Raw genomic sequence first — 22,963 nt, forward strand, 5'->3', positions numbered from 1 at the left:
GGACAGCCCTCTCAAACACACCGGTATCTCAGCGAAATCAATGAGAATCCTTCTGCTTATCTTTCGTCTCTTCTTCCTCTAATAATCCCTTCGTTCCTTGTCTAAACTCCTTGATCGTTGTTCCGAAAGCACGACCTAATTGCGGGAGCTTCGTTGGTCCGAATAACAGTAACGCAACACCTACGATTACAATAAGACCTGGTATGCCAATACCTGATAGCATATGAGTCACCACCCTTTTCATCATTGAGAAACCTTAAAATTTCACCATTAACGCAGTAACATACATGATTAATATCCCTGCTGTTAGTCCACTGAAGTTTAACCAAGATACTGGAGATAGACCTTTTTTCTCAGATTCTTTAAGAATCATTTTCGAAATAACGTAAATGACCTGTAGAATCGCACCCGCACCGATACCGAAGAAGAGCGCGGCTAATGTATCGTTAAATATGAAGCCTCCAGCCCATGTACCTATTATAGCAGGTCCACCGGCAATCAAAGCTAATTTGACAAATGTCTTCCATGTTGGACGATCTTTGAGTAATGGCGCAGCAATCCCAACACCTTCTGTTATGTTGTGAAGGGTGAAACCGATGATTAGGAAAGTCCCTAACGCTGCCTCTCCAACCGCAAAAGCAGAACCAATCGCAAGACCTTCTCCAAAATTATGAAGCCCGATGCCTGTTGCAATTTTGTTAGCTACGCGTTTGCCCACTACTGACGACTCACTGCTTAATTTACGCTCATTCGACTGGTCGACAGCGATTAGGAATAAACAACTCAGCAAGGCACCGAACCACACTAACCCTGAGCCTTGGAAGACGCCTGGCGCTTCAGCAGCCATCTCAAAACCTTCGCCAAAGGTATCAATAACAAGGAAGAACAATAGACCAACAGTCAAGGCAAGAATCGCGTGCATGCCTCTAACCGAGAATCTACGAAGAAATGGATACCATAATAGGCCTAGCCCTACTGGAATAACCCCTACATAAAAGCCAATTAACGCGTATTGCCAGAAAAGCTTTCCATTCGCTTCTGGTGTAGCGGCAGCAGCTGCCACTTCTCCTATGAAAATCAAACCATTCGAGGTGATAAGTTTCACTTCATGCGGATCACCTTGTACCCACGGGTATGGGATATGGATCATCCCTTGTTCGAATCTTTTTAACGTATCACTTGGTGAGAAGGAAGCATTCCAAAATGCACCATCAACGACGACTTGAGCGATGGTTAATTCTTCTGGGCCTGAGTTCAATACTCTTACTTGAATGCCTTCATCATTTAATGTGATTTTCTCAACATTCAGGACTTCGATAGGAGCAGCCGGTTCGTTCTCAATGCCAGTACCTACTTTGGCAATCGTCGTAATAATCGCAAATAACAAGATTAAGGGAAGTAATCCCCAGAGAATAGCTTTCATTTTAGAGGAAGATGATGGCTTGGTTGATTGTTCGTTGATACTCATATTGTACTTTCCCTCCTTTCTTATTCAGCAATAAAGAATCCCATCCAACCCAGTTCAGCAAATTCACTTTGATGCGCATGAAACATGTATCGCCCAGGTAGCGGAAACACAATTTCTAGAATCCCACGTTCACCCTGGCATTGCATAATGGTATCGGTATACGCTGGCCGAGCTTCAGGATCCGCCCCCGTTGCGTAATAGTTGAAAAAGTTCGCATGAAGATGAAACGAATTAATTAAATCAAATTCTGTCAAATTGCTTAAGTAAATACGTACAAGCTCCCCAACTTTCACTTTAATCGGTTCCTGCTGATAGGCAAAAGCATAACCATTCACTGTGTAAATTTCATTTTCCCCGTCGAGATCCAGATCGTATCCATTCATCAACATGTTGAATTCCTTGGCAGCAGCTCTTGGCTTCTTCGGGTCAATGATGAAATTTCCATAAAGACCTTTATGGATATGCCTTGCTAAAGGGGCCACATGGCAGTGATAGACGTGCATACCAGCTGGTTTGGCTTCAAATTCATAGGTAAATGAATCACCAGGAAGCACAGATTCAAGTCCATCCATATTCGTTGGGTGCATCCCATGAAAATGAATGGAATGTGGATGCAGTGTTCCATTGGTAAACTTCACGCGAAGGACATCCCCTTCTGTACAACGGATCGTAGGACCAGGAATCGTCCCATTGAACGTCCATCCAGGAAACTTGATTCCTTTGGCAATCTCCACATTGGCCTCATAGGCTGCGATCTCATATTCCCTAAGCGTTCTACCGTCAGGAAGCTTACTCACTTTGCCATAATCAAAAGCAGTAAGCGCATTTTGTGCTGCTTTGAACCCTTCCGTTACTTCGTTGCTCGGGACATAGCCATGCTTCATACCTTCATGTAATTGTTCTTTCATCGCATGGTGAATATCATGTTTATCTTGTGCCTGTGCGATCGGTGGTCTACCGAATAACGAGGAAGGATTCAATAATGCACTCCCTATCACAGCAAACGCTCCTGTCGTTCCTAGCTTCAAAAGATTACGTCTCGATAGCTTTTTATCTGATTTCTGAAACATCGCTATGACCTCCTATTTTAAATTGCTTGTTTACAATATTTTTTACCTAGGGAAACATTTTGGACGAAAATAAAGTTTCCAGTGGGACAAAAAGTTTACCAGAGGAAACACCGTGATTTAACTATATGCTGAATGGTGGCGAAAGTAAACCTATTTGTGAAAAAATTCTAATATTTCAATTGAACCTTAATCCCCATGGATATTCGATTGAACAATCCCTTGAGCCATTAGCGAGATGACATCTGCTAATTTCATAAAATCGCATGTGTTTTCGACAAAAGTAGCCTAATTCTCATCTACGTTTTGACAAATATTTTCGACTATTGAATTTATAATAGAGTTAGGTTTGTTGTTGAGTTTCTTAACTATTGTGCTTACATTTGGGAGGATGATCGACATGGACGAGCAGTTTATTAAAAGATTACACACACTTAATCGCCGCGATTCATTAAGGTCTTTGCTGCTTATCGAAGGTGTTCGACTCACTCTCAGACGTAAAAAGCAAGTCAGCTTGTTCAAGAGGCTTTTTAATCGTAAAAAACAAACCATAACCGCAAAAGGATGGAAGTAACGTACAGAATGATGATTGATAGGGTTATTTCTCGCTTAACGCTGCCTTTTATAGTAGAATGATGTCTCAGCTACATGAAATGGATACGGGGTGTAGGAATGGCCATTAGCTTCACTAAAACAATTGTTACTCAGTTAACAAAAGAAATTGCTGACCTTGAAAGCAAACAGGTAAACGAGAAGAAAAAGAAAGAAAAAGCCCAAGCCAAAATTAATCAGATTGGGCGAGATATGAAATTAAGCCAGTCACATAGTGACTTAAGCAGTAAAATGTCACGTGTGAATAAACTGAATGAAGAGATTAAAACTAGTGATCGTCTACAAAAAGATATCACGAAAGAATTAGCAGCAAAGAAAGCTGCTTTGAAGCTGAATCTCGCTAAAGCGACTAATCAGGATGAACCCTCATCGTGATCGATCGTAAGCAAAACACCGCCCTGCTATGCAGGAGCGGTGTTTTTGATTTCTCACATTGACGACACGATGTGCAGTTCGGGCATATTCGTTCGCATATGTTTTTTTATCATTTCATAGTGTGACCCAGCATGAATGACTTGATCATTGGTTAACCTATCCATTGAAATAATTTGAAAGTCACTTCCTTGCTGACTATACGTATAGGTTGGAAGAAAGCTGGGCTTCAATAGCTCAATCTTCTTGGCATTCTTGTTTGTGGTTTTCAACACGTCAATGGTTGCCATCCCACCTACTTGCTTATATAAATTGATTTGAGCGGAGAGAAAGTTGCCCAGTGAATACATAACAAAAGCTCGATGCCCTTCCTTCCCATCTACCCAAGCAGGCGGTTGTAAAACATGCGGATGGTTCCCAATGATGATATGAACTCCCATATTGGCTAGCTTTTGAGCAAGACTTGTTTGATTTGCATCCGGAAATCGTTGATATTCGTTCCCCCAATGGAGTGCCACCACAATGACATCTGAAATTTGTTTGGCTTGTTCCACATCATGACGAATTTGAATATCATCAATCCGGTTGACCAGAAAAGATTTTCCCTTAGGCGTTGTTATTCCATTCGTTCCATAAGTGTAGCTTAAGAAAGAAAACGTAATCTCATTTCTCGTGACCGTCCTTATATGGTCGCGGTCATTCTGGGATTTAAATGCACCCGTGTAGGGAATCCCGAGGGTATCCCAGTAGGTGAGCGCACTTTGAATCACCTTTTCACCTCGGTCTAGTGCATGATTATTGGCTATTGTAATGACATCAACCCCTGCTAATTTCAAGGCGTCTCCAATTTCATGAGGGCTGTTAAATGCAGGATAACTGGATAGTCCCAGTTCCTTGCCGCCAATCATCGTTTCTTGATTGGCAACAAGGATATCTGGTGCTCGTAATAAACTCGTCACCCCGTCGAAAATACGATTAAAATTATACGTCCCATCTTTCTGCTTAGCATCTACATAAACTTTATCATGGATGAGAATATCCCCGATTGCAGCAAGTGTAACCTGAGAGACTTTCGATCCTGATTCTGCTTGTTTCATTGTATTCGAAGGATATTGCTGAATCGGTGGAGAAGTAGCCTGGACAAGGGGGGCGATTCGTTTTCCTTCCATGCTTGTATCTTTAGGCGTAACCGCGCTTCCTAGGCATCCGCTTGCCAATAATAATGTCGAAACAATCGCAGCAGTTCGCTTTAACACGACAAACCAGCTCCTTAAGGGTCAAACCTTGTATTGCCCAGTAGTATTCCCCTAAGAAAATCTCTCATGAATGAGGATTTTTACCAATTGTTTCGCTGAATTCCGCATATTTAATGACATCAATAATTAATGCCATTAAATTTCTTGAGTAGCTTGTAACCCGATAAGTTTCAAGCCGTTACGCAACGTGATTTGAACGCATTTGACTAGAGCTAGTCGCGCTTCACGTAACTGTGTATCCTCCACTAGGATATAACATGCGTGGTAGAAGCGATTAAACGCTTGAGCGAGATCAATGAGATAACGCGATACGATCGAAGGTTCCAGCTTTACCATAGCCTGCTCTATGCGTTCTGTAAATAAATAGAGCATTTTAACAACCGCCATGGCCTCTTTATTTTGCAAACAAGTGCCGTCTATTTCAGCGATTTGCATTTCCTGTCCGTCAGGCAGCATCGCTTTCTTCAACACACTGCAAGTTCTTGCATAGGTGTACTGCACATAAGGCCCCGTTTCACCATCGAAATTTAGAGCTTCCTCCCACGAAAAATCAATATCTTTGATTCGATTTGCACTCAAATCGTTAAATATAACGGCCCCAATCCCAACCTGCTCAGCAACTTTAGCTTTATTCACTAAGCCTGGGTTTCTTGCTTCGATGACATCCCTTATTTTCTGAATGGCTTGCTCCAGCACGTTTTCCAGTCTAATCACGTTGCCTTTGCGTGTCGACAAGCTCCCCCCTTCAATGCTCACACGGCCAAATGCGACATGCTCAAGCTTGGAGGACCACGCATAGCCCATTAATTCAACAACCTTGAAGCATTGCTGGAAATGTAGATTTTGAGCATAATCAGTCACATAGATCAATTTCTCAAAGTCATACTTACCTGCTCTATATATAGCTGCCGTAAGATCGCGTGTATGATACAGCGAGCTGCCGTCCTTTTTCAGCATTAATGCCGGTGCCATGCCAAAGGCATCCAACCTAACTAATAAGGCACCATCGTCTTCTTCCAAAAGCTGCTTATCCTTCAGTTCCTTAATAACGGGCTCCATCTTGTCATTGTAGAAGCTTTCCCCTTGATAAGCGTCGAATTTAACACCTAGCAGATTATAAATCTTTTGAAATTCGGTGAGGCTGATCTCAATAAACCACTGCCACAACGTGAGTGCTTCCTGATCACCTTGCTCCATTTTCGTAAACCAAGATCGAGCTTGATCCTCTAAAGCAGGGTCTTTCTCAGCTTCCTCATGGAATTTCACATACAGATCGAGAAGCTCATCGATAGCTCTGTGGTTTACAGCCTCCTTGCTACCCCATAAGTGGTAGGCAACAATCAGCTTCCCGAACTGTGTCCCCCAGTCCCCTAAATGGTTAATGCCCACACAGTTGTATCCGAGAAATGCATGGATGTGATATAACGCATTCCCGATCACAGTGGATCTTAGATGGCCAACATGAAAGGGCTTCGCGATATTCGGAGAGGAATAGTCGATCACCACTGTCTTCCCTTGCCCCAAATTCTGAGATCCATAGCGATCTCCAACTTGACTTATATGACGAATTAGAGATTCTGCAAACATAGACTTTTTGAGAAAAATGTTTAGATACCCAGATACGGCTTCCATATCCTCGATGTGCTCATCTTCTAGCGCTGCTTTTAACTCTTCAGCAATGACTTGTGGAGATTTACTTAGGGTTTTACTTAGACGGAAACAAGGTAAAGATAGATCTCCTTTATCCGGATTCGCTGGGTATTCCATCCATCCCATAATATCCTTGGCGTCAAAACTAGTTAGTAACGCTGCGATTTTACCTGCCAAATCATGCTTATAATTTATCATAGCGTTTCTCTCCTATCTTTTATTAGAAAATATAAAAAGCCCCCGTCTCTATGAAAGAGACGAGAGCTGAAAATTCCCGCGGTACCACTCTAAGTGTTAAACCTCTGGTTTAACCCCTCTGTTTCGTAACGGTCGAAAGACCGGATTTACCTACTCCAATTTCGGCAAACCATTTCCTGGGTCCGTTTCATTCTTAACATCCGTACCGGCTTACACTGACCCGGCTCGCTGTGACTGTCTGTTAGGAATTACTGTCCCAATCATTAATATTTCGATATGAATTTTTCAATATCTTACAGGGGATTCTGGGGAATGTCAAGCCTGTATTTTATCGACGTTCACTGAGCTTAAAGGTTGCACATGTGCGTTAATATCCGAAGATCCTTAACTTGTTGCCAAAATAATCAGACTACTTCTTTCGAGATAGTCGATTTTTCGACTAACTCACCCATAAAAAAGGGTAAGCTTCGCTTACCCCAAACCCAAAAAAGACACCCCGTGTGGTGTCTTTTTTTAACATTCGCACACTATTTATTGGCATGTTCTGCCGGTGAAAAGAATACTAAGATAGTTAAGTCTTCTGTAATATCAAAGAATCTATGTTCTTTATGGGCCTCTACGAATAGAACGTCCCCTTTACTTATTTGTGCAAGTGTATCTCCATTCTGAAACGATGCTTCACCTTCAATGATGAAATAAACCTCATCTTCAGTATGTGGCTTTTGTTTATCCAGTTCACCTTTATTCAATTTATAGAGGCCTACACTCATTGACGATACCTTTAGAAATTCATAATAAGCATTGTTCTCTACTTCTTTTAACTCATTAAGATAATTTTGCAAATCCATTAATTTAAAATTCAACGTACTATCTCCTTTTTTGGGGACACACTCATAATAAATCGAATAACAACATCCGCATATTTATCTGGTTCCTCAACTCTTACATAGTGCCCACTTTAATCAAACAACTCTATTTGACTTATCAAGATCTCCAATTCTATCGTATAAATTAACTTTAACTTCGATCTTTCAAATCACCAATATAATAAGCAAACACTTGATCAATCGGTTTAAAATACAAATGTCCATCCTCTTCCCATGGTTGAAAATGCAGATCCATCCGCGAATCGTTCCAATTCTCGGGGGTCCCATTCGTGCTTAAACGCCCTGTCACAACAGGTTCTTCTATCACTTTGGGAAATTCTTGATAACCGAATAGAAGGTTCTCATGCATCGCAATTATTTCATACTTTTCCCCGTGGAAAGCACGCTCCTCTTGCAGCTGATAATGATAATAGATGTAACTACTCATCATCTCAGGCTTCAAATGAGCAACTCTCCCTACCCGCGAGATCACGGGCTCTTTTCTCAACCAGTGCTCTGCGTTTACAGGCTCATTAAAATGAAATACATCAATCATTAAGATCCACTTTCGAGGCTGTTCCTGTCCTGGCCAATCCTTCAAAAAAGGAACCGCAGCTCCAGCCACTTCATCAGGCAAAACCTCTCGGCTCATGCACTCATAATAGAGGAATAGATTGTTTCGCCAAACGAAGGCTGCAGCAGTCATTAACTCCCCCTGGGCTACCAGTAACTGTGCTTGGTTGCCTATATCTAATGCGTTTAAACCGAGATCCTTCATCCCCGTTTGCCATTCGGCACGATACATCCTTCTTAAGATCATGATAACTTTCCTCGACTTTCATAATTGGTATTATGCTTAATTAACTGAATCTTGACGTATTTGAACCCTTAATAGAACTGTGCTAACATTAGTACAGTTCTGTCAAGGTGGTGAATTGGATCCATGGTAATACATAAGATCTCCATAAATATTCCTCTTAAGCTGTTCGTAGCTCTAATTACTGCCCTGTTAGGCGGTTACTTGTTCCAACTCCTACATATTCCCATCCCATGGCTTCTTGGTCCGATGATTGCGGTATTACTTGGTTCAAATGTGTTCAAAGAACGATATGTATGGCCTACTCCGATTAGAAATGCAGGACTCATCATTGTCGGATACACGATTGGTCTCTCCATGACCGCGACAGCTTTACACGAAATGGCGATTCAGTTACCTTCAATGCTACTCATGACACTGCTCCTAATGTTGCTCTGCGTATCGCTTGCCTACTTCATATCCAAGCTATCGCGAATTAACTTCAAAACAGCATTGCTAGGAAGCATACCAGGCGGGCTTACACAAATGGTTATTTTGGCTGAAGAGACAGAAGGCATTAATCTTACTATCGTGACCGTCTTGCAAGTCATTCGCCTCATGATGATCGTTATCTGTGTACCGTTGCTGGTGTTTAGTCCGATCATGGGCAATCAGCATACAGTCGAAAATCTGATTCAAACGGTAACGACTTCGAATGCAAGCTGGGGTGCCCTAACACCAAATATCTTCATTTTCGCCGTAGTCAGTATCAGTTGTGCACTTCTAGGTCATAAAATCAAGTTTCCAACTGCTTTCTTGCTCGGTCCTGCCTTCAGTACAGCAATCATTCAACTCATTGGACTTCATGGACTAGCGCTGCCAACAAGTATAATCAATGCAGCCCAAATTATGATTGGTATCCATGTTGGTTTAATGCTAAAGCCAGCTCAACTTAACCACAAGCTCCAAATCATTTCACTTGCAATTGGCAGTAGTGTACTCCTTCTTCTTGGTTCATTTGGACTCAGTTTTATCTTTATGCAGCTGCATGCCATCTCCAAATCAACCGCTTTACTCAGTCTCGCACCAGGTGGAATGGACCAGATGGGGATCATCGCTCACGAAATTAATGCTAATTTATCCGTCGTTGTTGGCTATCAGTTATTTCGTACCTTTTTCATATTCTTTGCGGTACCACCACTATTACGTATGCTGTTCAAATACAGCGCAACCAAAAAGATTATCAGAAATAGCCCCTCCTAATCAAGGAGTGGGCTATTCTTACTCCCCTTTTACACGATAGGCTTTCTCATGATACTCGGTAATATATTCGAACAATTGTCTCCCGTCATACTGCTCGAACGTACCAAAGCTCACATACATAGCCCGATAGGTCTCCGGGACCCATATGTAGGTATGTACGTATTCGGTCAAATGAAATCCGGCTTTTTCCCAGAATCGAATCCGATCCGCATTTTCCTTGGAAGGTTCAGCCTCAACCTCAATGACGATTCCCCGACAGTCTGCCTCGTTCTCTGCCCAATTTCGAATGTCACCCATACATGTCAAACCTACACCATGACCACGCTGCTCTTGGCGAACCGCGATATAATCAATAATTAGCATACGTGCTTTTGTATTCAACGCTGTAAGTGCCATTGCAACCACTTCTTCACCAATGCTCCATGTGTGCAGCATGCAAATGCCTCTTTCAAACATGCTTCGAATGAGCGCACGATTCTTTCTACCGTGTTCAGGAAAAGCTTCTTTGTATACTTGCTCCGCTTTCATCCAAAGAGCTTCATCCCACCGAGTCGTTATTTCATAAATCATACGCGACGTCCCTCAGAGCAAAATCAACCGCATATTCAGCATGAATTTTCGTTGTATCGAATAAAGGTACCGACGCATCCTGTTGAGATATTAACAGCGTAATTTCGGTGCAACCCAAAATAACCGCTTCCGCTCCATCTTTAACTAAATTTCGGATGATCTCAATATAGGATTGCTTGGAATCCTCGTTTATCGTTCCGAGACATAACTCCTCGTATATAATATCATGAACAATTTTCCTTGACTCCGTATTCGGGACAAGGACTTCAAGATTATATTTTTCTGCAAGTCTGCCTTTGTAAAATTCTTGTTCCATCGTAAAGGCTGTGCCCAGTAGAGCAACTTTCTTAATACCAGCTTTTACGATCTCAGTAGCTGTTGCATCAGCAATATGAAGTAACGGGATTGACACGGCGTCTTCAACTTCTTTTGCCATCTTGTGCATCGTATTCGTACAAATGACTATGCAATCCGAACCTGCAGATTCCAGTTTTTGAGCGGACTCGATCATCACGCTAGTCGCTTCTTCCCATCTACCTTCATGCTGAAGCGTCTTGATCTCATGAAAATCCACCGAATACATGAGGCTTTTGGCCGAATGATGCCCACCTAACTTTTCCTTTACTCGCTGATTGATGATTTGGTAATACAGTAAGGAAGATTCCCAACTCATACCACCTATTAATCCAATTGTTTTCATACCTATTTCCTTTCATTCTCTATACTCCAAACCTATTTTACTTCCAATCTTCCACAAAGCCAACTCGCGTTGATAACGCCTGATCTACTTCATAGAGAATTTCACTGTAGTAGTAATCAGGAATATCCGAGGGGAGTATCAGATCTTCCTCTTGGATGTTACTGTAGATGTAAGGACCTCTCTTCACTTTACCAGCTATATAAAAGACTAGATCGTATACCGTCACTGTTTCATCCTCATACCCTACCGAAGTTCCGCTAAAGGTTAAATTCACGCCAACCCCAAGATATTCATTCTCTTTGAAAAACTCAAAGTAACCTCCCCCATCCAAGATGGAACCGCGCTGCCAGCCAGCCTTCGTTAACTTCCCTAGCAACGAGAATCCATTTACTTGCACGCCACCGAAGCGTTCAACATGCAGGGATTCTCCATGCTCAGGCATAAACACATTTCGATCTAGTTGTGCGACAGGCTGAGCAATCTCAAGCTTTTTCAACTGTTCTCTCCATAATTCAATGGAAGTTAGATTCAGTTCTAAAGGGTGAATAAGACGAATATACAAATTCTCATCTAGCTCAATTACGCTATTATCAGCTGAAGTATAACTCCCTTTATCCAAATAGAGGAAGGTTTGCTGCAACTCTTTCTCCTCCGTATACGTCCCCCAGATTAAAGAGCATGCGAAGAAATGTAAGATGGCATTCTGAATAAAAAGCTCTTCCCATGCTGCCTTTGTCCAATAGCGCCGTATAGACATCGCTTGTTCTAATCGGATTGCGATGGAATTCGTAACAAGCTTTAGCTCTTTTTTCAACTGTTTGAATTCATCAACGGCTGATTTAATTTGCGTTTCATTCTCATGTTTCCCAGGAGTCGGCAAGGATTTGTAACTTTTGCCTTCCGCATCCTCAATTCGGATTTCCAACTTTTTCGTAAGTATCAGATTCAGCGCTCGCTCACCGAATTGGAAAACTCTGTGACCAGTCGAATTGAAACCGAGATTAGATATGATGCGATCGGCAAGCTCCTCTGGGTCGATATCAAGTTCTTTAGAAGCTTTAGCTAAAGCATCCTGAGCTGTTTTCTTTAATTGCTTAAACTTGCTCTTTCTAGCCAGTTGATCAACAATAAGCAAGCCAGAATTTTTCTTTGAAAGCACCAATGCTTTCACGGCATCTGTTGCTAGAGCTAATCTTGACTCTAGTGGCCACTTCAGGATGCAAGAGTGAAGTTGGTTAATGACTCGCTCATCGCCAAACATCGTAGCAAAAGCCATAATCCATTTCTTTTGAACATCGGCTCCTGATTCAAGCCAGAGCTGCATGAGAAACCACGCAACTTGAGAAAGGTCTTCCAGTTCTAGATGTTCTGCCACCGAGCGAGCTTCCCAATTCATTACGATCTCATTCTGAATCGCATAGGTATACAACAAATATTGGCTAATGACAGGTTCAATAATTTGTTGATTCGCTTTTAGTAGTATACGTGGTAATTCATTGAAGGGAATCCAATCTAATTGTTGAAGCTTCGCATGTTGTAGTTGGGCCCTGCAATAAGATGTGATTTCGTCTTTGCTAATCGGTTCTTGATGTGTGATCTCTGGTTTTTCCTTTAAAGTGTTTAGAATAAGCATTTTTATTTTTTCATTTTTCTCTACGTCTAGCAAGCGCTCCAGCTCCATGTGGGAAGGCGCATCATTCCAGCTACATAAGAGTTGCACCACTGACTCTCTTATTGCAGGCTTTTTATGGAGAAGATAGGGCTTCACATAAGGCAATGCGGCAGGATATTCCCTTAGTAATGCGATACTTGTATCCCTTACCACCTTATTATCATCCTTCAGATAGGTAGAAATGAGAGGCATGTACGTTTCGTGATTAGATTGGTGAAGCTCTTCGAGAAGAAACTTCTTCGTATATTTATTATCTTCTGTGTCTTGAAGAAGAGCTACAATAACTTCTCCTTGATCCTGTATATAAGATTTCAAAAACTGATATCCAGTCTGGTTGAAGGCCTCATCATCCGACTGATACTTCGCATAAGATTTCGTAACAATCATCGGGAGCAAAATACGACTATCACCACCAGCGTTGGTTATTCGTTCAACAAGCTCTGTCACGGTAAATCCTTTATCCGACAGCCAGCTGCCCATGATCCAAAGCGTTTCCATATCGGCATAAGCCAAGAAACACAAACCCCTGTCGAACATCTCGGAAAGGTTGCGTAAATCCTTCAAATCAAGCAGTCTACGATAGTTAGACCCTGTCGAAGTCTCATGTAGATGCCGGAAGTACCGGTCAACCTCTGTAAATGGGATTTCTCCTCGAAAGTAAGCGTATAATTGAGGATCATTCGGGATTAAGCTTTCCAAATATTTAGCAAATTCCCTAAGCGCATCACCTAAGTAAGGCTTCCCCTCTTCTTTCTCCCAGACTATACGACACAAATGCAGGGTTTTTAAACCTTCAGACATGGCTATTGCCTTTGTGAAGCTCTCCGGTCGATCAGCGTATTCTTCTCTCAAGACATCATCATAGGACCCGTCGCGGCTTCCAAGACCAGGTCCAGCAAGGTTGATGAGATAGTGCTCCCGCAGAGCTCCAAACTCTTCCAGCATGTAAGGGATTTTACGCAATTCCTTGTCACGATCATGATAAAAAGCCATTCTACAATTCGTTACAAAAGCATTCGGATCCTCATTAATCAGCTTTTTCAAGTAGTCGGATGCTATACGACTGTACTGCATTACTGAAACAGCCAAATAAACGCAATTTCTCAGCTGCTTTCTTTTATTATCTGTATCTAAATGATCAGCTGAAGCAAGCTGTTGAAATTGCTTTTCAAACCACCCTAATGCTTCATAATCTTCACCGTTATGCTTGGTTAACAACGCTGCAATATATGGTTGTACTTCAACATTTTGATCCGAGTACAACTTGTGCAACAGGTTTGGATCCGTTTGCGCCATTAATTCAACAAATTCCAAGGCATAGGACTCAGGGTTTCCACGATAATCGAAAAATTTACTCTTCGATAGCATCCATTCCCAAACTACGATGTAAGGGACATCATATTGGGTTACAAGGCGTAAACATCCTCTTCGCCACACAGCATCATCCATATTGAAATCGACGCTAGTCTCTAGAAAACTGTCCTTACCGATGTGTATGAACAGTGATAAATACCTTCCGATCCTAATCGGATCTACCTTCTTTTTCCTATGTGTTGCCAGCAATGCCCATGTTTTTCTGCGCTGTTCCCGTTGCAGTGATTTGAAGTCTACAGGGGATACGCTTCCTAACAACTCAACTTCCAAGAGGTTGCCGTCTATATAGGCTAAACCTGTTCGAATTTCGCTTTCCGTAAAACCTATCGCTTGTAAAACATCTGACATTTCGTCTACATAGCTTTGTATTGTCAATGAGATTCCCCTTCAGTTAGCTAAAATGAAAACAAGGAGCAACTGCTATCGCAGTTCTGCTCCTTCTTATGGCCTACACTTAAAAAACAAACGATGATCTCATTTTCTTCTCCATCATGGCTTTAATCTCATGTACTAATTGAATCGAAGCTTCGATTTCAACTTTTCGCGTGGATACACTTTCGACACTGCATCCGATCGGAATCCCTTTTTCCAGGCCAAATTCAAAAATTTCTTCAAATATTTGTTGGGAAACGGATACTGATTTATCCAAGACATCATGCGAATACTTCAAATCATTTTCCAACCATTTCGGAATGGAGATCCCTAACCATTTCATGAATTCCAGGGTCTTCGTCGATCCGCACGGCGCAATATTCATGAGTACCGGCACCATGTCCAGCTTATTTTCTTTACAATGGTAATAATAATCCGATAAGAAATTTTTTGACGCTTCAACATTATAGGTCGCTTGAGAAATGAAAAACCGACTGCCACTCGCTATTTTGCTAATCATTCTAAGATGCTCATCATCTTTTTTCATGTGTCTTTCGGGGATTACAACGGCCCCTAATGTTAGATTTTCATTCAGCTTTCCGCTTAACGCATAAGCTTCTGGCAGACCCATTTGAACTTCTTGTTTACTGGAGGATGCCCCAACAAATACGGAAAAACGTTCTTCCTTAAGATCAGCTTGTATCCATTCCGCCAACTGTTCCTCTGTGTATTTACCCACACACCGATAAATAATTTTCGGGATATCTAACTTGCTTAAATACGTTTTACTATACGTAGTCGGGTCAACCGTTTGCAAGTATGGAAAAGGCCGATCTTGATCTATACGATCACTTTCCTCCTGGACATCATAGAGAATTAAGCCATCTATTTGAAATTTCTGAAGTCGCTCACATTGTTTTTGTGAAATTTCAGCCATTTTCTCTAGCGAATGTGTTTCCTTAGGAGGTGTCATACCGTAAGTAATGATACCCGATTCTCTTCGAAGTATTTTGTCCTTTAACAATTGCGTCACAACCTTATCTGTCTAATTCCCGAAAATTCAATTCATAGTTAATTACTCGGTATTATATATTTCGACCCCTTTTCGCTAAATCCTTTTCAATTCGACAGGAACTCTACATGAACTTCTCTCTCATAAAAGCCAAACTTGCCGCGAGTTCTTTCTCCTGGTCATGAACGGTACACTCCGCTGAAATCATCCCCACATAGCCGGATGCCTTCAATGCCGCAGCGAATTGATCATAAGGATATTGCCCTGTGCCAGGTGACAACCTCCCAGTATCCGCAAGATGAATATGCTGAAGCCAATCCTTATTTTCAATCAGGGTGGAAATCGGATCCTGCTCCTCATCCATATGATAGAAATCTGCCAATACTCGAACCGATGGAAGATTAATCTGCTTGGCCAACATCACTGCCTCTGAAACCGTGTTCACGATGTTGGATTCCTTTTGATTCAAAGGCTCAATGGCTAGAGTAACACCTGTTCCTTCGAACTCATCTCCGATTCGTGCGAGTAACTGAAGAAGCTGTTGCTCTCCGCGATTACGATCCCAACCATCCGGAATTTGACGTGCTTTTCCACTGCCGAGAACGGCCGTTTTAGCCCCGATTTTATTTAAAGCGTTTGCAGCTTTATGAACATATCGTCGAATTCTTTCCTCATCGGCTTCTGGACCGACCACTTTCAAGTCTCCTGGGAAAAATATACTGAATGCATGTACCGGGAGTGGACTGTTCAGATACATAGGCAGCTTGGTGGTGAAATCCGCCTCATCCTCTAAATTTAATGATACGAGTGCACATTCGATATAATCAAAGCCCAATTGCCTAAGTCTCTCCGCTTCTTGAATCCCACTGCACCATCCAAACGTGTACATGTACATTCCTCCCTAACGGCTTATATGTTCATATCTACTTATTAAATATATCAAAAATCGTTACTAAGTGGATCTTTTATTTGTCCAATCCTATGGTTGTCTTATTAATCATCGTTTTGAATCACAAATAAGAGCTGCCTTAAGGCAGCCCTTCGTCTTGCTATCCATTTCTCTTATTTAAAATAGATAAATCGCTCGCCTGCAGACATCATATGAAACTTCTGCGCGGGATACGTGTGGAACAAATAATCAACGAAGTAAGCCGGGTTATCACGATTATTGGAAAACATATCGAAATGAATCGGTATTAGGAGATCCGATCCGACCTCAACACCGAAATCTGCAGCTTCACGGAAGTTCATGTTACCTACAATTCCTCTGGAAGTTCGTGCATAATCGCCTCCGTTAATCGGCAGAAGTGTTACATGAGGCTGAAATTTCTTGGCATGCTCGATCAACTCTGGTGTGACAACAGTATCTCCTGTATGGAAGATTCTCACCCCGTTGATTTCGATAAAATAGCCCAAATAATACTGATTCCCATCCTGATCCATCTCATACGCAGTGTGCGCTCCCGCAACAGGGGTAATTGTTACACCACGTCCGGAAATCACCTGTTCTTGCTTAGCAGCAATGATGAGACTTGCATCCAGTTCAATGTCTTGTAGCAAATTCACATGTGAAGCTGGGGCGACGAATTTCGTCTCCGGATGAGCTTCAGAAACACCTTTGATCGTGGTTAAATCCATATGATCATTATGAAAATGCGTGAGTAGTACGATGTTTACATTCAACTTCTGCGGCGTGAGCGGCGGCGGAATTTCCCTTTTGAATTCAGTATCAGGATTCTCCAATTCAATCGAATAACTTAAATAAGGATCAATACAGATGACTTCGTCTGTGCTGCCACCTTTAATCAACGCTCCTGCTTGACCCAGACTCCATATCGCTACCCCATCCTCTGGTACATTCGTACGTTGAATTTCCTTCAACAGCGATTCACCAGCATTGTAAATAGGTCTTACATATTCTCTTCCCATGTCGATTACACTCCGTTGGTATGTCTATTTATTTGAAAACGAAAGGAAACTTAAGTTGATAATGCCACACGACCAATAATAAGTGCAAGAACAATTAAAGCAAAGTTTAAATAATCTACTCCATTACTTGTATGGACAGCAGCTTGCCATCTACCTTAGATTCCTTATAGGTAATCGGTATAACGCCTTCTGGGAATGGTACCACTAGACGGTAAACACCGACCTTATCCTCATTTTTATCTGATAGATCTGTGACTTCATAACCACCTTGAATGCCTGCCTTCGTCAGCAGCTCCAAAGATTTCTGCAAGCTTGCACCTTGATATCGACGTTGCAAGTTGTCCGTCCACGTCGGGATATCCCAATCCGGTGCTTTCACGTCTACGCCGGACTGCCGCATTGTCGAAAGCACATTAACAACCGTTCGCCCGTCTCCTTCCTGCATGGCAGAAGCAAGCGCGAGGTAGGCTCGGTTAAACATCGCGGTGTCATTCAGTTGGTTCTTCGCAGCCAGTAAACTGAATATATGATCGGTATGTTGTTCAGTAGTAAACCAATAGGTGTGGAAATCCATTGGATTCCGTGGGCTTGTTCCCGTAATCACAAATCTCCCGTCATCCGAAACACGGAATACAGGCGCAATATCGAAGCGTGTTGGGTATTGTATAACAAAAATTTGACTGCCATCTCCACTGACCATGATTTGTACAGAGAATGGCTCACGCGGCTCCACGTTACCTGCCAGAATCGAAGATGAGCCTCTCAAACTAGAGTAATAGACATTGCCATCCTTAGCTGTCTCCTTAACCAGGCGATACATCAACTGGCTCTTGTGCATAATTGGCTTCACATCGATTCGGGTTGAATTCCCTTGTACGGTGCGAATATTCTCATCCATCTGCCACGTGATATCGGCTATGCCCCTCAGTTCATCAGGCTTCCGTTCACCCGACAGGTCAGGAAGATGCATAGCAATACTGTATTCATCTTCTCGCCACAAGTACGCTGTATACTTCGTCTTGGACGCATAGTATACGTCGGAGAAACTTGTCAGGTAAGAGATACCTTCGAGCTGCTTTTTGCTACCGAAATCGAACATATTTAAGTGCTTTCCAGAAGCGGTAAATATTCCTATGAGGAGTAACACCGGAATTAGCAGCACAATCAAGGCGTTAACTATTCCTCGAGTTCGAACTTCGCCTATTGGTTGAACAGTAGCCTGCTCAGGGTTTATCGTCAGCTTCACTGCTAGTATTTTCATAAGCCAACCTATCAGCAAGGTTCCAATCCATGCGTAAGTGAGCAACGGTACTGCATATCCCCACGGAGGTGTCAGTGATCGGAACAAACTCACACCGAGCGTGCAAATCATAGCGAGCAATGCAAGCGGCAGCAAGGAACCGAAATTGCTGCGAAATATGCGTGGAGCCTTTGCCAATGCAGCACTAAAGCTGATATTTTCGAGAACGACCACATATGGCGTGAGTGAATAACACATTAAAGCAATTATGAGGATGAGTCCAATTGGAAAAAATGCTGCTGCGATGAAGAGAAGCACCGCGCCAGTCACGCTTTGAAAAATCGTCCAAGCGATCATATCGCCGAAATATCTGCGTCCATTTGCGAACAGTGGGACTTTTTCCTTGTTCAACACCCAGCCTTTCAGACCGCCTAGATACATGCCTCGTATAAAACTTTGTACTGCCATTAAAATGGCAGTTACTAAGAAAGCTACGCCTCCCCATACTGGTGTGCCTAACCGTAGAAACGTGTATGGAACTTTCAAATCAGCAAGTGAAGGCATATACAATGGAATGGTTGCGTTAAAACCTGGTGACTGTACAACAGCACCTGTTGTAGTTAACGTTGTCAGCGTATACGGATAGATCGCAAATCCAAAGTAAATGCCAAAACTGACTACAATTGTTATCAAAACTTCAACGAACAGCACCAAAACAATCAAATGAACAAAGGCCATCTTTACCTCCTTAGATAAACAGATTCCATCCTGCGAGATCAAACCTTCCATTATTTGACTCATTTGGTGAGTAATTGTTTCGACATCAGGAACGATCAAATAAAAAAAGAAGCTGCCACAAGGCGAGCTCCTCTCCGATTATCTATAATCTTCATTACAGTTCGGATTCACTCGTGTTCCCATTCCGAATCTCGCGCTATATTTATAAATCCCAATTGCTCCATATCTTTAAGAAAATCAGGCTTCCGCTCAATCATACACATGCTAACATTTAGTAATCGCAACTTCTTCAGCTTCATGAGCTCGATTGGCAACTCATGAATTGATGTATATTGTATCGTTAACTGTTCCAGCTTCTCTAGCTCTCCAATTTCAGCTGGTATCACGTTTAGATGGATCTCCTCCTTTGGCTTTATCTGAAATCCCGGAGTTGGTCGATCATAGCTTCCGCATTGGATGCAAAGTACTCTTAGGTTCTTCAACTTAGCTATGGATGCTGGAATATACGCCAAATCAGCTGTTTGGATTGTCAAGCTATCAAGCTTACTTAACTCGAACAGCCCCTCAGGTAAGTGGAAAAGATCTTGTTCAAAAATTACCAGTTCCCGCAGCTCTGTAAGCTCCCGGATTCTCTCCGGCAACTCTTTTAATTGATGACGACTAATATAAAGCCAATCTGTTTTATGCTTAATGGCATCATCTAATAGTCGATCAAAGTCTGAATGAGCCTCTACTTTTAGAAAAAGTCCAGTAATTTGATCCATCAGTGCCACGGCTTCTTCTTCCGTTACATCCATCCCATACTCATGTTCATGTACGATCGAGTAAAGGAAATCTCCTCCACCTTCTTTCAAGAAACACAAGTCTTCCGGAAGTTTAGGGAATATCCAATCCGACAACTGATTTGCCATCTGCTTCAGAATTTTCCCACTTTCATCACAACATTTATATAAATAATAAGTTCCTGCGGTATAAAAAGCATGACTGCGATAAGATTTTTTAATTTGGATAACATCTTCGATATTCTCGCCTTGGATGATAATTGTCTTCTCCAAGTAAGGCTCCAACGCTTCTAATGCGCTTGTGTATAGCTTCTCCTCCCCATCTGCAAGATGCCATAATCTTTCGCTAAGTACAAAACATTCCGAGTTTCGTATCGCTAAATCAATGACTTGCTCGTAAGCTTCTCCTTTGGGATCTGTATACATTCTCATTATGTGAATCTCCATTCTAAATCGTTTGTTATAACGTCTTTACAAGCAATGATTGTGACTAGTCACTAATTAAACAACCGAGATATTAAGATTGTAATCGTAGGACCAATTACCACGAACCCCAACAATATGGCAACAAACTTCATCGGCGTCGACAACCCTTTTGACGTATGTAATTGATCCAGTTTTTCGTTTATTCTCTTCAACTCATCCAGTATTTCTTTACTTAATTCATCAGACATGCTCAATTGTACACACCTTCCATCAAAAAAATTAAAACCCACTCCGCATATTTTACCATAATTAGGAAGGACGGTGTTGGTGGCTTTTGGAGGGCTTGCACTCTAATTAAATTCTATCAACTGGAAAACATACAGCTATTTATGCAAAATTCCCTCAAAAACTCGATTTAACTGTAGATAATCCATCTATTCACCAAACTTCATCAGGCCAATTTAAATAGGGTAAGCATCGCTCACCCCAAGACCACAAACATATAAATTCTCACGTGTTAAAAAAGAGACCCCCAGCTTTGCGTTGAGGGTCTTCGTTCACTTAATCCCATACTGCCTTTTAAATGCCACAATCTCATCAACAGCTTGACAATACCCGCCTGATTCTTGGAAAGATTCCCTTATTTTTGCAACAGCAGTAAAGAAAGCTGTGTCGCTTAACACCTGATCTACGGCTTCCCGTAGTTGAGCAGGAGTTAAACTTTGCATTTGCAATGTAATGCCTGCTCCGATACTGTCGACTTGCTCAGCAATGATCGGCTGATCTGCGCTTTGTGGGATTACAATAAGCGGAACCCCGTAATAGAGTGCTTCATGAACACTATTCATCCCACCATGTGTTATAAATAATTTCGTGTAGGGCAGCAATTCTGTTTGTGGAACATAGGGTTTCACGGTAAAGTTAGGTGGAATTTCGCCTAAATCAGATAGGTGGACGTTATTCCCAATTGACATTACAATGGCTTGTTCTGTGCTCCCCAATGCCTCCATACAAAGTTTATAGAAATTAATGGATCGGTTAAACACGGTCCCCAATGAAATGTAAATATGTTTTCTTTCCTGGATTGCTGTAAACTCGTTGCTTTCTAGGCTTAATCGTGTTGAGATCGATGGCCCTACGAATTTATAAGTCTGGTCGAATGATTCTCCATTCGGTTGAAACTCCCTTGTGGTATAGACGATTGTAAGCGGTGCTGGATTACACCATACTTCGTATGGAGAATGAATCTCTACATCATATTTTTCCTTCACCATCATCGTCAGGTTTTGAAATTGATCATAGATAGGTTTAACAATTTCTGTAGGAACGTCAATTGAAAATTGTTCCAACTCTCGATCAATGGATTCTTTTGACTGCGCAAAAGACGTACAAGAATTAATTGCAGGAAGTTGAAGCAGCTGAGCAAGTAAACGTCCACAACCAAACATGGAATCATGGATGATATAATCAAATTGTTCCTCTTTAATCTGTTCAAGCACGCTTGGGATAACGATATCTGCGGTTAGTAGAAGACCATTGATTCTCTCCAGCATATGGTCTCTTCCACCTGAGATAAAGGCTTTTATAAATTGTTGGTCGTCAAAAGTTCGTACTGTAGCTCCCGTCTTTTCGATACGTTCCCTGAAAGCTTCTATGCAAAAGTACACAACCTCTTCGCCACGGGAAATCAGCTCTTGCACGACTCCAATAGTGGGATTAATATGTCCCTCAGATCCACCATTCATAAATAAAACGCGCGCCATTTCTACCTCTCCTTATGCTAAACGAACAACTCACTCTTCATAACCGTTACTGCTTGTCCTGACATTAAAACTCTGTTTTCATGCAAACTTATTTTTAAAATACCGCCTCTTGCGGATGCCTGATACGCATACATATCCGTTTTATTTAATTTCTTACCCCAATATGGTGCAAGACCACAATGAGATGAGCCAGTTACGGGATCTTCATTCACGCCTACGGCTGGGAAAAAGCATCTCGAAACAAAGTCAAAGTCTTTTGAGCGGCTTGTCACATTGATTCCCCTTGTTGGAATAGTCTGCAATAAAGAGAAATTAGGACTTAGTCTCTTAATGATGTCTTCAGATTCAACTTCAATGAAATAATCGAATCTATTTCGTCCAACAAATAAAGGATCAATATTTAGTGCACCAATTAATTCGGAAGGATATTCACATTCGTTCACAGGTTCTGCCGGAAAATTAAGTTGAATCCAAGCATCAAGCTTTATTGCTGTTAATAGTCCACTTTTGGTAAAGAAACTTGCTTGTTGGTTCTGTAATAACATCCCTGTTTCCCACAACATGTGCGCGCTTGCCAATGTCGCATGTCCACACAAATCCACCTCAGAACTTGGTGTAAACCATCTAAGTGAATACCCGCCTTGCTGAGGAAACATAAAAGCTGTTTCAGAAAGATTCATTTCTGAAGCAATTCGCTGCATCAACTCTTCATCAAGTGGTTCTGCAGTTAAACACACAGCAGCAGGATTTCCATTGAATACTTTATCCGTGAATGCATCCACTACATAGATTATCAAAGTCAAAATAATCCCTCCTATTTTCTTCTATAATTTTAAA

The 22,963-nt window shown here is 41.8% G+C and carries 21 protein-coding genes and 1 other annotated feature; of the genes, 3 read left to right on the top strand and 18 right to left on the bottom strand.

Annotated features, from left to right (window positions below; translation table 11 throughout):
• Window positions 1–37: 37 nt before the first annotated feature.
• The 3 genes from ACSQ8P_RS19515 to ACSQ8P_RS19525 are packed head-to-tail and all read right to left on the bottom strand — an operon-like array spanning window position 38 to window position 2,538.
• Window positions 38–223 carry a twin-arginine translocase TatA/TatE family subunit gene (locus ACSQ8P_RS19515; protein WP_436236699.1) on the bottom strand — a complete coding sequence of 62 codons (186 nt, stop codon included), beginning with the start codon at window positions 221–223 and terminating at the stop codon, window positions 38–40.
• 33 nt (window positions 224–256) lie between these two features.
• A complete protein-coding gene (locus tag ACSQ8P_RS19520; protein WP_436236700.1) occupies window positions 257–1,468 on the bottom strand; it encodes a ZIP family metal transporter in 1,212 nt (403 codons plus the stop codon).
• 20 nt (window positions 1,469–1,488) lie between these two features.
• The gene (locus ACSQ8P_RS19525; RefSeq protein ID WP_436236701.1) at window positions 1,489–2,538 is read right to left on the bottom strand and encodes a multicopper oxidase domain-containing protein; all 1,050 of its coding nucleotides are present in this window, start codon (window positions 2,536–2,538) and stop codon (window positions 1,489–1,491) included.
• Between the two features lie 397 nt (window positions 2,539–2,935).
• Here ACSQ8P_RS19525 and ACSQ8P_RS19530 point away from each other — a divergent pair, with 397 nt between their 5' ends.
• Window positions 2,936–3,109 (top strand): hypothetical protein, encoded by a 174-nt coding sequence (locus tag ACSQ8P_RS19530; RefSeq protein WP_157257061.1) that lies wholly within the window; start codon window positions 2,936–2,938, stop codon window positions 3,107–3,109.
• Window positions 3,110–3,183: 74 nt separating this feature from the next.
• Window positions 3,184–3,522 carry a hypothetical protein gene (locus tag ACSQ8P_RS19535; RefSeq protein WP_436236702.1) on the top strand — a complete coding sequence of 113 codons (339 nt, stop codon included), beginning with the start codon at window positions 3,184–3,186 and terminating at the stop codon, window positions 3,520–3,522.
• 53 nt (window positions 3,523–3,575) lie between these two features.
• Here ACSQ8P_RS19535 and ACSQ8P_RS19540 read toward each other — a convergent pair whose 3' ends face one another.
• The 4 genes from ACSQ8P_RS19540 to ACSQ8P_RS19555 all read right to left on the bottom strand — a co-directional run bounded on the left by ACSQ8P_RS19540 (window position 3,576) and on the right by ACSQ8P_RS19555 (window position 8,309).
• Complete coding sequence (locus ACSQ8P_RS19540; protein ID WP_436236703.1) at window positions 3,576–4,775, bottom strand: CapA family protein; 1,200 nt, start codon at window positions 4,773–4,775, stop codon at window positions 3,576–3,578.
• A 135-nt stretch (window positions 4,776–4,910) separates the two neighbouring features.
• A complete protein-coding gene (gene argS, locus ACSQ8P_RS19545) occupies window positions 4,911–6,620 on the bottom strand; it encodes an arginine--tRNA ligase (RefSeq protein ID WP_436239561.1) in 1,710 nt (569 codons plus the stop codon).
• A gap of 55 nt (window positions 6,621–6,675) precedes the next feature.
• Window positions 6,676–6,896: a binding site (T-box leader), on the bottom strand.
• A gap of 254 nt (window positions 6,897–7,150) precedes the next feature.
• Window positions 7,151–7,486 (bottom strand): cupin domain-containing protein, encoded by a 336-nt coding sequence (locus ACSQ8P_RS19550; RefSeq protein WP_436236704.1) that lies wholly within the window; start codon window positions 7,484–7,486, stop codon window positions 7,151–7,153.
• Window positions 7,487–7,640: 154 nt separating this feature from the next.
• Window positions 7,641–8,309, bottom strand: coding sequence for a hypothetical protein (locus ACSQ8P_RS19555; protein ID WP_436236705.1), 669 nt, complete (start codon window positions 8,307–8,309; stop codon window positions 7,641–7,643).
• Window positions 8,310–8,432: 123 nt separating this feature from the next.
• Between ACSQ8P_RS19555 and ACSQ8P_RS19560 the strand changes: the two genes are divergently transcribed.
• Window positions 8,433–9,548, top strand: coding sequence for an AbrB family transcriptional regulator (locus ACSQ8P_RS19560; protein ID WP_436236706.1), 1,116 nt, complete (start codon window positions 8,433–8,435; stop codon window positions 9,546–9,548).
• Between the two features lie 18 nt (window positions 9,549–9,566).
• On the opposite strand, the gene ACSQ8P_RS19565 is transcribed toward ACSQ8P_RS19560, so the two are convergent.
• The 11 genes from ACSQ8P_RS19565 to ACSQ8P_RS19615 form a co-directional block, all read right to left on the bottom strand.
• Window positions 9,567–10,118: a GNAT family N-acetyltransferase gene (locus tag ACSQ8P_RS19565; RefSeq protein ID WP_436236707.1), complete on the bottom strand. Its 552-nt coding sequence runs from the start codon at window positions 10,116–10,118 to the stop codon at window positions 9,567–9,569.
• Entirely contained in the window at window positions 10,108–10,818 is a 711-nt protein-coding gene (locus ACSQ8P_RS19570) for an aspartate/glutamate racemase family protein (protein ID WP_436236708.1), read from the bottom strand. The genes ACSQ8P_RS19565 and ACSQ8P_RS19570 overlap by 11 nt, the downstream gene beginning before the upstream one ends.
• Before the next feature lie 37 nt (window positions 10,819–10,855).
• The gene (locus tag ACSQ8P_RS19575; protein ID WP_436236709.1) at window positions 10,856–14,239 is read right to left on the bottom strand and encodes a DUF4132 domain-containing protein; all 3,384 of its coding nucleotides are present in this window, start codon (window positions 14,237–14,239) and stop codon (window positions 10,856–10,858) included.
• 79 nt (window positions 14,240–14,318) lie between these two features.
• Complete coding sequence (locus tag ACSQ8P_RS19580; protein WP_436236710.1) at window positions 14,319–15,269, bottom strand: methylenetetrahydrofolate reductase; 951 nt, start codon at window positions 15,267–15,269, stop codon at window positions 14,319–14,321.
• A gap of 103 nt (window positions 15,270–15,372) precedes the next feature.
• Window positions 15,373–16,137, bottom strand: coding sequence for a sugar phosphate isomerase/epimerase family protein (locus ACSQ8P_RS19585; RefSeq protein WP_436236711.1), 765 nt, complete (start codon window positions 16,135–16,137; stop codon window positions 15,373–15,375).
• 173 nt (window positions 16,138–16,310) lie between these two features.
• Window positions 16,311–17,177 (bottom strand): MBL fold metallo-hydrolase, encoded by an 867-nt coding sequence (locus ACSQ8P_RS19590; RefSeq protein WP_436236712.1) that lies wholly within the window; start codon window positions 17,175–17,177, stop codon window positions 16,311–16,313.
• A gap of 115 nt (window positions 17,178–17,292) precedes the next feature.
• Window positions 17,293–19,155, bottom strand: coding sequence for a hypothetical protein (locus ACSQ8P_RS19595; RefSeq protein ID WP_436236713.1), 1,863 nt, complete (start codon window positions 19,153–19,155; stop codon window positions 17,293–17,295).
• A 167-nt stretch (window positions 19,156–19,322) separates the two neighbouring features.
• Window positions 19,323–20,369: a leucine-rich repeat domain-containing protein gene (locus ACSQ8P_RS19600; RefSeq protein ID WP_436236714.1), complete on the bottom strand. Its 1,047-nt coding sequence runs from the start codon at window positions 20,367–20,369 to the stop codon at window positions 19,323–19,325.
• Window positions 20,370–20,434: 65 nt separating this feature from the next.
• Complete coding sequence (locus tag ACSQ8P_RS19605) at window positions 20,435–20,611, bottom strand: hypothetical protein (protein WP_436236715.1); 177 nt, start codon at window positions 20,609–20,611, stop codon at window positions 20,435–20,437.
• A 309-nt stretch (window positions 20,612–20,920) separates the two neighbouring features.
• Window positions 20,921–22,126, bottom strand: a complete 1,206-nt coding sequence (locus ACSQ8P_RS19610; RefSeq protein WP_436236716.1) for a macrolide family glycosyltransferase — start codon at window positions 22,124–22,126, stop codon at window positions 20,921–20,923.
• A gap of 17 nt (window positions 22,127–22,143) precedes the next feature.
• The gene (locus tag ACSQ8P_RS19615; RefSeq protein WP_436236717.1) at window positions 22,144–22,929 is read right to left on the bottom strand and encodes a PhzF family phenazine biosynthesis protein; all 786 of its coding nucleotides are present in this window, start codon (window positions 22,927–22,929) and stop codon (window positions 22,144–22,146) included.
• Window positions 22,930–22,963 lie beyond the last annotated feature (34 nt).

This window comes from Paenibacillus sp. LjRoot153 (assembly GCF_964253085.1).
In the GTDB taxonomy this organism is placed as follows: Bacteria; Bacillota; Bacilli; order Paenibacillales; family NBRC-103111; genus Paenibacillus_E.

What these genes read in the sequence shown, in the direction of transcription:
- ACSQ8P_RS19610 (WP_436236716.1), bottom strand. Translation starts at nt 22,126, where the DNA reads ATGGCGCGCGTTTTATTTATGAATGGTGGATCTGAGGGACATATTAAT.
- ACSQ8P_RS19565 (WP_436236707.1), bottom strand. Translation starts at nt 10,118, where the DNA reads ATGATTTATGAAATAACGACTCGGTGGGATGAAGCTCTTTGGATGAAA.
- ACSQ8P_RS19535 (WP_436236702.1), top strand. Translation starts at nt 3,184, where the DNA reads ATGAAATGGATACGGGGTGTAGGAATGGCCATTAGCTTCACTAAAACA.
- ACSQ8P_RS19585 (WP_436236711.1), bottom strand. Translation starts at nt 16,137, where the DNA reads ATGTACACGTTTGGATGGTGCAGTGGGATTCAAGAAGCGGAGAGACTT.
- ACSQ8P_RS19595 (WP_436236713.1), bottom strand. Translation starts at nt 19,155, where the DNA reads ATGGCCTTTGTTCATTTGATTGTTTTGGTGCTGTTCGTTGAAGTTTTG.
- ACSQ8P_RS19525 (WP_436236701.1), bottom strand. Translation starts at nt 2,538, where the DNA reads ATGTTTCAGAAATCAGATAAAAAGCTATCGAGACGTAATCTTTTGAAG.
- ACSQ8P_RS19515 (WP_436236699.1), bottom strand. Translation starts at nt 223, where the DNA reads ATGCTATCAGGTATTGGCATACCAGGTCTTATTGTAATCGTAGGTGTT.
- ACSQ8P_RS19600 (WP_436236714.1), bottom strand. Translation starts at nt 20,369, where the DNA reads ATGAGAATGTATACAGATCCCAAAGGAGAAGCTTACGAGCAAGTCATT.
- ACSQ8P_RS19560 (WP_436236706.1), top strand. Translation starts at nt 8,433, where the DNA reads ATGGTAATACATAAGATCTCCATAAATATTCCTCTTAAGCTGTTCGTA.
- ACSQ8P_RS19570 (WP_436236708.1), bottom strand. Translation starts at nt 10,818, where the DNA reads ATGAAAACAATTGGATTAATAGGTGGTATGAGTTGGGAATCTTCCTTA.
- ACSQ8P_RS19590 (WP_436236712.1), bottom strand. Translation starts at nt 17,177, where the DNA reads ATGGGAAGAGAATATGTAAGACCTATTTACAATGCTGGTGAATCGCTG.
- ACSQ8P_RS19530 (WP_157257061.1), top strand. Translation starts at nt 2,936, where the DNA reads ATGGACGAGCAGTTTATTAAAAGATTACACACACTTAATCGCCGCGAT.
- ACSQ8P_RS19520 (WP_436236700.1), bottom strand. Translation starts at nt 1,468, where the DNA reads ATGAGTATCAACGAACAATCAACCAAGCCATCATCTTCCTCTAAAATG.
- ACSQ8P_RS19555 (WP_436236705.1), bottom strand. Translation starts at nt 8,309, where the DNA reads ATGATCTTAAGAAGGATGTATCGTGCCGAATGGCAAACGGGGATGAAG.
- ACSQ8P_RS19605 (WP_436236715.1), bottom strand. Translation starts at nt 20,611, where the DNA reads ATGTCTGATGAATTAAGTAAAGAAATACTGGATGAGTTGAAGAGAATA.